This is a genomic window from Ruegeria sp. YTSC199 (genome assembly GCF_059609725.1).
Genome location: NZ_JBXWMF010000072.1, coordinates 1 through 1,688 on the forward strand (window position 1 = coordinate 1; position 1,688 = coordinate 1,688).

General features: G+C 56.6%; 1 protein-coding gene. It reads left to right on the plus strand.

Annotated elements, in window-relative coordinates; all coding sequences use genetic code 11:
- The first annotated feature begins 361 nt into the window (after positions 1-361).
- Positions 362-1,588 (plus strand): NAD(P)/FAD-dependent oxidoreductase, encoded by a 1,227-nt coding sequence (locus AC2FEE_RS25560; RefSeq protein WP_496868221.1) that lies wholly within the window; start codon positions 362-364, stop codon positions 1,586-1,588.
- Positions 1,589-1,688: the final 100 nt, after the last annotated feature.

Consider the following 1,688-nt stretch of genomic DNA (forward strand, 5'->3'; position numbering starts at 1 on the left):
TGGCGTCAACTTTGTTCCGGATAGGTTCGCGCTTTCCGCGGCAAACTGAGACTAGTTCGAATTTGTCTGACGGCACCGCATGTGGTTGCGCTTTGTATGTCCGGTTTGGGCCGCAAGCTCCACAGGATTTGTGAGGCTACCTCGGTAGTGCTGCATCGCATCCGACGACTGCAATGAGCCCAGTTCGGCAAATACTGCAAAGCGCCGAAACGGTTGCAAATCGCGCTAACCCGACCTTGGCATTGCATGGCATTTCTGGATCGGTCACTCTTGATCAGGGTAGACTACATATGTGCTAAGCCCTAACGATTGAGCGAATTCAGGCGAGCATTCCCGTTGTCTGAAACCATTGGAGGTACCAATGAAATCGGATGTACAGGTTGCCGTGATCGGCGGGGGCATCGTCGGAGCATCGGTCTTGTACTGGCTTACCAAGATGGGATGGATAGACGCACTGCTGCTGGAGCGCCGCGAATTGACGTCCGGTTCGACGTGGCATTCGGCTGGCAACACCACCTACTTCGGTCCCTATCCTGCCATGACGAAGCTGTTTGCCGGTTCAATTCGTACTTATTTGCAGGCCCAGGAGGAAAGCGGACAGTCAGTTTCGTTCCACCAGACGGGCAGCCTGCGCCTGGCAGCGACCGAGCGGGAGTTGAAGCTGTTCCATTCCTATAAGCCGAGTTATGACGAATTGGGGATCCCTTTTCATGTCCGTACGCCCGAAGAAGTCGCGGATCTGCACCCACTTCTCGATGTCTCCGGGATATTTGGTGCGGCCCATACGCCCACAGACGGGCATGTGGACCCGACAGGGGCGACGCAGGCGCTGGCACTGGCAGCCCGCAAGATGGGCGCCGCGGTGGAACGACACTGCCCTGTGGCTGCGCTTGCGCGGCATGCCGACCACTGGGTGATCGAGACTGCTAACGGTATCGTTCGCGCGTCTAATGTTGTCGTGGCAACATCGTTCTGGGCCCGCGAAATGTTGATGCCGCTTGGTTTGAACCTGCCTGTCTACGCGACCCAACACCAAGAGGTGATCACACAGTCGATCCCTGGCCTTGAGGCGCTCGACCACGAAGTGCCCGCTTGGCGCGACAGCTACATGTCCGGCAGCGTGCGTCAGGAAGCAAAAGGCGTTCTTGCCGGCGTTTATGAGGCCGAACCCAAATTTTGGGCGCTGGATGGTGTCCCAGAGGATTTCAAAGAAGACCTCTTCCCGCCGGAACTTGATCGCATCATGCCGCATCTGGAACGATTGATTGAACGGATGCCGAGTTTTGGTGAAGCAGGTATTAAGGTCGTTAATAATGGTCCGATGTGCTGGACACCCGACGGGTTGCCAATGCTTGGCCCGTTGCCGGACCAAGACGGACTGTGGCTTGCAACGGGGTTTAATGTGGGGATCGGCACGGGCGGGGGAAGCGCCGAGTTTCTGGCCCATTGGATGACGACCGGTAGCCCGCCTTTCGACCTGAGAATCGTTCACGCGGATCGGTTTGGCAATGAAATGAGCAGCGAAGCCGCACTATCCGCCATTCGCGATGTCTATGCGGTTGGCTACGAACTTCCCGATAGTTTTTAAGGGTCTTGTCAGAAGAACTTTGCTTGAGCGGGGTAGGGGTGTTGCGTAGCTTTTGCCCATGACCAGACCCGCCTCTTTCAAATACTTCAAAACCAGTCCC